Source organism: Amycolatopsis sp. NPDC004747 (assembly GCF_053601335.1).
This window is the reverse complement of record NZ_JBSGBQ010000052.1, coordinates 40171-47592: the sequence shown is the minus strand read 5'-3', so window position 1 is coordinate 47592 and position 7422 is coordinate 40171. Positions and strand designations below refer to the sequence as shown.

Genomic DNA, 7422 nt, shown 5'->3' with positions numbered 1-7422 from the left:
CCCGTGATCAGAAGGGCATCACGCGTGATCAGCTGGGTGTGCCCCTGGCGGGGCGCTCGTTCGGGGTTGAAAATGGGGTTGGTCGCTCGCTGACGTCGTAGCTCTGTGGTCGTTGGAGGCCGTTGATCAGCGGGACGCCGGGGGCCACGCCTTGGGCTCTTCAGTGTTGCTTCGAGCACGCGGATCAGATTCGCAGACTTTGCCTGGTGGCTCCCGCGGGCGACCGCAGCGGCAGCGGTGAGGAGCACGGGATGCTGACCGAATCTGAGGACACCGAGGAAATCGTCGCGCGGGTCGCGGCGCTGGACATCGGCAAGGCCGAGCTGGTGTGTTGTGTGCGGGTTCCCGACGAGCGCAGGCCGGGACGGCGGCTGCAGGAGATCACCACTCATCCGACGATGACCCGGGCGGTGCTGCTGCTGGCCGACCGATTGCGTGAGCTGCGGGTCGGCAGGGTGGTCATGGAGGCCACGTCGGACTACTGGAAACCGGTCTTCTACCTGCTGGAAGCCCACGGTTTCGACACTTGGCTGGTCAACGCCCGCGACGTCAAGCACCTGCCCGGCCGGCCCAAGACCGACACCCTGGATGCGGTGTGGTTGTGCAAGGTCGCCGAGCGGCAGATGATCCGGCCCAGCCTGGTCCCACCACCGCCGATCCGCCGGTTGCGGGATCTGACCCGCTACCGCATCGACCTGGTCAACGCCCGCGGCGCGGAGAAGAACCGGGTGGAGAAACTACTCGAGGACGCCTGCATCAAACTGTCGGTCGTGGCCTCGGACATCTTCGGAGTCTCCGGCCGCGACATGATGGCCGCCCTGATCGCCGGGGAACGAGACCCGAAGGTCCTCGCGCAGCTGGCACGGACCCGGATGCGCACCAAGATCACCTTGCTGGAAGAGGCGTTCACCGGGCACTTCACCGACCATCACGCGTTCCTGCTGACCCGGATGCTGGGACGCATCGACGCGATCAACACCGACATCGCCGCGGTCGAAGACCGGATCGGTGAGCAGATCATCCCTTTCGCCGACGCGGTCGGCCGGCTGGCTGAGATCCCCGGCATCGGCCCCACCACCGCGGCCGTGATCATCGCGGAGACCGGGAGGGACATGAGCCACTTCCCGACCGCCGGGCATCTGGTGTCCTGGGCCCGGTTCGCGCCCACCGTCAAGGAATCCGCCGGCCGCAAAAAAGGCACCGGCAGCACCGGGCACGGCAACCCCTACCTCGCCCGAGCCCTCGGCGAGGCCGCCGTCGCCGCCGGCAAAACCAACACTTTCCTCGGCGAACGCTACCGGCGCATCGCCAGACGACGCGGCAAGAAACGCGCCATCGTCGCCGTCGGCCGCTCCATCCTCGTCATCGTCTGGCACCTGCTCACCGAACCCGGCACCCGCTTCCGCGACCTCGGCCCCGACTTCCACACCGCCCACACCCACCCCGACCAGCGCAAACACAACCACATCCGCCAGCTCGAAGCACTCGGATACAAAGTCACCCTCGAACCCGCCGCCTGAACCCCACCACCCCAATCCGGCTCCGCTCCGCTACGCCGGATGCTGACGCATGCCACCCAAGACCCATTTTCGGATCAGAGGGGACACACCCGTGATCGGAGGGGAATCACGGGTGATTGAGCGGGCATCAGCGCGATGCCCCGCCAATCACGCATGATGCCTCTCCAGACACGCGAGATGCCTCCCTGATCACGCGAGTTACGTGCTCAATCACGCGAGTTGCGGGTGTGGAGGCGGGCGGCCTGGCGGGTGAGGTGCTCGACCTCGGCGAGACTCGACGCCTTGGCCGCCGCCTCGGCGTACAGCTTCGCCGCCGTTTCGAGGTCGCCGTCGCGCTCGTGGAGGTAGGCCGACACCGCCGTGTGGCGCGGGACCGCGGGGTCCACCTCGGCCAGGGCCGCGAGGCCGGCGCGCGGCCCGTCCGCCTCGCCGACGGCGACCGCGCGGTTGAGCCGCACGACCGGGCTGCCGGTCAGGCGCACGAGCTCGTCGTACCACTCGACGATCTGGACCCAGTCGGTCTCGGCGGCGTCCTGCGCGTCGGCGTGCAGGGCCGCGATGGCGGCCTGGGCCTGGAACTCGCCCAGCCGGTCGCGGGACAGCGCCCGTTGCAGGACGGCCACTCCCTCGGCGATCAGCGCGGTGTCCCACCGGGACCGGTCCTGCTCGGCCAGCGGGACCAGGTCGCCGGCGTCCGTGGTCCGGGAAGCGCGGCGGGCGTGGTGCAGCAGCATCAACGCCAGCAGCCCGGCCACCTCGGGGTGGTCGATCGACGCCGCGAGCTGCCGGGTCAGCCGGATGGCCTCGGCCGCGAGGTCGACGTCGCCGGAGTAGCCCTCGTTGAAGACCAGGTAGAGGACGCGCAGCACGGTGGCGACGTCGCCGGGCCGGTCGAACCGGACGCCCGCCACCGTCCGCTTGGCGCGGCTGATGCGCTGCGCCATGGTCGCCTCGGGCACCAGGTACGCCTGCGCGATCTGCCGGGTGGTCAGCCCGCCGACGGCCCGCAGCGTGAGCGCCACCGCGGACGACGGCGTCAGCGACGGGTGCGCGCACAGGAAGTACAGCTGCAGCGTGTCGTCCACCGCCGCCGCGGGCTCGGGCGCCACCTCCGCGTCGACGACGTCCTCGCGCCGCCGGCGGGCGGCGTCCGCCCGGGTCGCGTCGAGGAACTTGCGCCACGCCACGGTGACCAGCCAGCCCTTGGGGTCCCTCGGCGGCTCGGCGGGCCAGACGCGCAGCGCCTCGACCAGCGCCTCCTGGACGGCGTCCTCGGCCGCCGCGAACTCGGCCCCGCGGCGGACGAGGACGGCCAGGACGCCCGGGGTGAGGCTCCGGAGCAGGGCTTCGTCCACCGGCTCAGCCGATCCGCTCGGCCAGCTCGACGATGATCCCCTCGGGCCCGCGGACGTAGCAGAGCTTGAAGCTGTCCTCGTACCGCACCAGCTCCCCGACGAGCTCGCCGCCGTGCGGCCGCAGCCGCTCCAGGACGCCCTCGATGTCCGCGACCTCGAACAGGATGTGCCGCAGCCCGGGCACGTTGGCCGGCGCCGCCGGGTCCCCGGCCGGCCCCGCCGGCGTCCGGTACCGGATCAGCTCCAGCTTCCCGTGGCCGTCCGGCGTCCGCAGCATCGCCACGTCCGACCGGACGCCGTCCAGCCCGACGATCCGGTCGACGGCCTCGCCGTCGACCGCCATCTCCCCTTCCACCTCGAGCCCCAGCTCGGCGAAGAACGCCTTCGCCGCCTCGAGGTCGCCGACGACGACGCCGACGTGCTCCAGCCGTGGCAGCACCGTGGTCTCCCCCGTCATTCCGTGATGGTGGGCGGCGCGGCCAGGAACGGGCGCAGCTCGAGCCACTCGTGGATCGGCTCGCCGTTCGGGCCGGGCGCGGCCGACAGCTCCGCGGCCAGTTCGAGGGCGCGTTCGTGGCTGTCGACGTCGATCACCGTCCAGCCGGCGATGAGGTCCTTGGTCTCGGGGAAGGGCCCGTCGGTGACCGGCGGCTTTCCCTCGCCGTCGTACCGGACCCACGTCCCCTCCGGGGCGAGCGCCTGGTGCTCGACGAACTCGCCGGTGGCCACGAGCTTGTCCCCGAATTCCCGCATGTACTGGATGTGCGCCCGGATCTCCTCCGGCGTCCACTGGTCGATGGTGGTGTCGCAGTTGGCCGGGGCCGGCGCGCCGCGGTAGTGCTTCAGCAGCAGGTACTTGGCCATCGTGGTGCTCCCTCGGTGTCGGACGGCCCATTCTGGCCGCTCTCACCCCGGGGACGGAGCCGGTTCCGGCGTTTCGACATCGCCGGAGAAGATTTTTGCCGTGACATCCGGGGCTCCGCCACCCGGACCCCCGCAAAGACTTCGCGGTGACATCCGGGGCCCCGCCCCGGGCCGGGGGCTCCGCCACCCGGACCCCCCAAAGACTTCGCGGCCGCCCCGGACAGCGGGGCGGCCGCAACCGCTCACTGGCGGTAGGACTCCACCTCGGACACCGGGCGGGCCGCGGCGTCGTCCGGGTTCTCGTGGAACTCCGCCTTGGCGCGCCGCTGGCGCAGCAGGTCCCAGCACTGGTCGAGCTGCTGCTCGACCGCGGTGAGGCGGTCCTTGTCGCCGCCGCTCAGCCCCACGCCGACCGAGCGCGACCGGAGCTCGTGCTCCTCCGCGATCAGCTCGTCGATCCGGCCCAGGATCTCGCCGTCGGCCATCAGGTCCTCCTCTTCGCAGGTGCGCTCGGTGCAGACGCTACCCCGGCCCCGGGAATTCCCGCCGGGCCCGGTTCGTTGACCAGGTCATGAGCACCGTTGAGCTGACCGCCGAGAACTTCGACCAGACGGTAACCGACAACGAGTTCGTCCTGATCGACTTCTGGGCGAGCTGGTGCGGGCCGTGCCGCCAGTTCGCGCCGGTCTACGAGAAGGCCTCCGAGAAGCACGAGGACATCGTCTTCGCGAGCGTCGACACCGAAGCGCAGCAGCAGCTCGCGGCCGCGTTCGACGTCCGCTCGATCCCGACGCTGGCCATCATTCGGGACAAGACGCTGATCTACGCCCAGCCCGGTGCGCTCCCCGAAGCCGCCCTCGAGGACCTGATCAAGCAGGCCCGCGAGGTCGACATGGACGAGGTCAAGCGCAAGGCCGCCGAAGCCGAGGCCGAACAGGCCTGACCACCACCACACGGCGAAGGCCGCTCCCGCGGGAGCGGCCTTCGCCGTGTTCAGGACCGGGTGGCCAGGCCGCGCAGGAAGAACGCCAGGTTCGCCGGGCGCTCGGCCAGCCGCCGCATGAAGTAGCCGTACCACTCGTCGCCGTAGGGCACGTAGACGCGCATGCGCGCACCCGAGGCCGCGATGCGCCGCTGCTCCTCCGGACGGATGCCGTAGAGCATCTGGAACTCGTGGTCGTCGTCGGTCCGGCCGTTCTCCTCGGCCAGCGCGGCGGCGATCTCGATCATCCGCGGGTCGTGCGAGGCCACCATCGGGTAGCCCTGTCCCGCCATCAGGACGCGCAGGCACCGGACGTAGGACTTGTCCACTTCGGACTTCTCCTGGAACGCCACCGGCTCCGGCTCGGCGTACGCGCCCTTGCACAGCCGCACCCGGGAACCCGGGCCCGACAACGTGCGGCAGTCCGCCTCGGTCCGGTGCAGGTAGGCCTGCAGCACCGCGCCCACCCACGGGTACTCGCCGCGCAGCTCGCGCAGGATGCCGAGCGTCGAGTCCGTGGTGGTGTGGTCCTCCATGTCGAGCGTCACGGTGGCCCCGACCGCCTCGGCCGCCGCGCAGATCTTCCGGGCGTTCTCCAAGGCGACGTCTTCGCCGTTCGACGGCAGGAACTGGCCCACCGCCGACAGCTTCACCGACACGTCCGCGCCTTCGGCCAGGCCTTCCGCGGCCAACGCGGTCAGCACGGCCTCGTAGGCCGCCACGGTCGCCGCCGCCTGGGCGGCGTCGGTGGTGTCCTCGCCGAGGTGGTCGAGGGTGATCCGCCGTCCGTCCGCGGCCAGTTCCCTGGCCACCCGGACGGCGTCGGCGGTCTCGGACCCGGCGACGAACCGGCGCACCACGGACCGCGTGGCGGGGACGGCTTCCACGAGCCGCCGGATGCCCTTCGACCGGGCGGCGGCGAGCAGCGGGGCACGCAGCATGACGGTCTCCTTCTCAGCCCTGGTGCGGGTAGCGCACGGAGGTCGGCGGCACGAACGTCTCCTTGACCGAGCGGGGGCTCGTCCAGCGGAGCAGGTTGAAGACCGAGCCTGCCTTGTCGTTGGTGCCCGAGGCCCGCGCCCCGCCGAAAGGCTGCTGGCCGACGACGGCACCGGTCGGCTTGTCGTTGACGTAGAAGTTGCCGGCGGAGAACTTGAGCGCCTCGGACGCCTTCGCCACGGCGGTGCGGTCGTTGGCGATCACCGCGCCGGTCAGCGCGTAGGCGGCGGAGGAGTCGATCAGCTTGAGGACGTCGTCGAACCCGCCGTCCTCGTAGACGTACACCGAGAGGATCGGGCCGAAGTACTCGGTCGAGAAGATCTCGTGCTTCGGGTCGTCCGAGACCAGGATCGTCGGCTGCACGAAGTAGCCGACGCTGTCGTCGGCGGTCCCGCCGGTGAGGATCTCCACCGAAGCGTCGCCCCGCACGCGGTCGAAAAGGTCGGCGTGCTTGGTGAACGCGCGCCGGTCGATGACCGCGCCGCCGAAGTGCGAGAGATCGGTGACGTCGCCGTAGGTCAGCGCCTCGGTCTCGGCGACCAGGCCGTCCTTCAGCTCGTTCCAGACGCTGCGCGGGATGTACGCACGCGAAGCGGCCGAGCACTTCTGGCCCTGGTACTCGAAGGCGCCGCGGACCAGCGCCGCGCGCAGGACGTCGACGTCGGCGGAGGCGTGCGCGAGCACGAAGTCCTTGCCGCCGGTCTCGCCGACCAGCCGCGGGTAGCCGCGGTAGCCGGCGATGTTCGCGCCGACCGTGCCCCACAGGTGCTGGAAGGTCGCGGTCGAGCCGGTGAAGTGGATGCCGGCCAGGTCGCGGTGGGTCAGGGCGACCTCGGAGACGGCCTTGCCGTCGCCCGGCAGCAGGTTGATCACGCCCGGCGGCAGGCCGGCCTCTTCGAGCAGCCGCATGGTCAGGTGCGCGGCGAACGACTGCGTCGGCGACGGCTTCCACAGCACCGTGTTGCCCATCAGCGCGGGCGCGGTCGGCAGGTTGCCGGCGATCGCGGTGAAGTTGAACGGCGTGATCGCGTAGACGAAGCCCTCCAGGGGCCGGTGCTCCATCCGGTTCCACACGCCCGGCGAGCTGATCGGCTGCTCGGCGAGGATGCGGCGGCCGAACTCGACGTTGAAGCGCCAGAAGTCGGCGAGCTCGCAGGCGGAGTCGATCTCGGCCTGGGTAGCGGTCTTGGACTGGCCGAGCATGGTGGCCGCGTTGAGCGTGGCGCGCCACTTGCCGGTGAGCAGGTCGGCGGCGCGCAGCAGGATCGCGGCGCGGTCGTCGTAGGACAGCGCGCGCCACTCCGGGGCAGCCTTCGCGGCGGCCGCGATGGCGTCGGTCGTGTCCTGCTGGGTGGCGCTGTGGATGGTGCCGAGGACGTGCTTGTGGTTGTGCGGCTGGACGACGTCGATCTTCTCGCCGCCGCCGGGGCGCTGCTCGCCGCCGATGGTGACGGTCAGGTCGACCGGTTCCGCCTGGCCCAGCCGCTGGAGCGCACCCTCGAGCTCGGCGCGCTCGGCGCTGCCCGGTGCGTAGGTCAGCACCGGCTCGTTCGTCGGGGCGGGGGTCTGGGTCACGGCGTCCACGGCGGCTCCTCTGCTCTGTAGTCCAGATGCCCCGAACGGTAACTCCGGACACGCCCCGGCGGCTTGTCCGATCGGCTAAAATCGATCGGGTGAGCTTGGCCGATCGAATAAGGCTGTC

Annotated in this window: 8 protein-coding genes; 2 read left to right on the top strand and 6 right to left on the bottom strand. The window is 71.0% G+C overall.

The genetic code is table 11. From position 1 onward, the window contains the following. Positions 1-251: 251 nt before the first annotated feature. Complete coding sequence (locus ACWEGE_RS44590; protein ID WP_449666534.1) at positions 252-1520, top strand: IS110 family transposase; 1269 nt, start codon at positions 252-254, stop codon at positions 1518-1520. 206 nt (positions 1521-1726) lie between these two features. Here ACWEGE_RS44590 and ACWEGE_RS44585 read toward each other — a convergent pair whose 3' ends face one another. The 4 genes from ACWEGE_RS44585 to ACWEGE_RS44570 form a co-directional block, all read right to left on the bottom strand. After that, a complete protein-coding gene (locus ACWEGE_RS44585; RefSeq protein ID WP_449666569.1) occupies positions 1727-2875 on the bottom strand; it encodes an RNA polymerase sigma factor in 1149 nt (382 codons plus the stop codon). 4 nt (positions 2876-2879) lie between these two features. Beyond that, positions 2880-3332 (bottom strand): VOC family protein, encoded by a 453-nt coding sequence (locus ACWEGE_RS44580; protein ID WP_449666568.1) that lies wholly within the window; start codon positions 3330-3332, stop codon positions 2880-2882. Continuing rightward, complete coding sequence (locus ACWEGE_RS44575) at positions 3329-3739, bottom strand: YciI family protein (RefSeq protein WP_449666567.1); 411 nt, start codon at positions 3737-3739, stop codon at positions 3329-3331. The genes ACWEGE_RS44580 and ACWEGE_RS44575 overlap by 4 nt, the downstream gene beginning before the upstream one ends. 242 nt (positions 3740-3981) lie before the next feature. Beyond that, positions 3982-4224, bottom strand: a complete 243-nt coding sequence (locus tag ACWEGE_RS44570) for a DUF2630 family protein (protein WP_091308255.1) — start codon at positions 4222-4224, stop codon at positions 3982-3984. A gap of 86 nt (positions 4225-4310) precedes the next feature. On the opposite strand from ACWEGE_RS44570, the gene trxA reads away from it, so the two are divergent. Continuing rightward, positions 4311-4682, top strand: a complete 372-nt coding sequence (gene trxA / locus ACWEGE_RS44565) for a thioredoxin (RefSeq protein ID WP_176176156.1) — start codon at positions 4311-4313, stop codon at positions 4680-4682. A 50-nt stretch (positions 4683-4732) separates the two neighbouring features. On the opposite strand, the gene ACWEGE_RS44560 is transcribed toward trxA, so the two are convergent. Then, complete coding sequence (locus ACWEGE_RS44560) at positions 4733-5662, bottom strand: proline dehydrogenase family protein (protein ID WP_449666566.1); 930 nt, start codon at positions 5660-5662, stop codon at positions 4733-4735. A gap of 13 nt (positions 5663-5675) precedes the next feature. Continuing rightward, a complete protein-coding gene (gene pruA, locus ACWEGE_RS44555; RefSeq protein WP_449666565.1) occupies positions 5676-7304 on the bottom strand; it encodes an L-glutamate gamma-semialdehyde dehydrogenase in 1629 nt (542 codons plus the stop codon). Positions 7305-7422 lie beyond the last annotated feature (118 nt).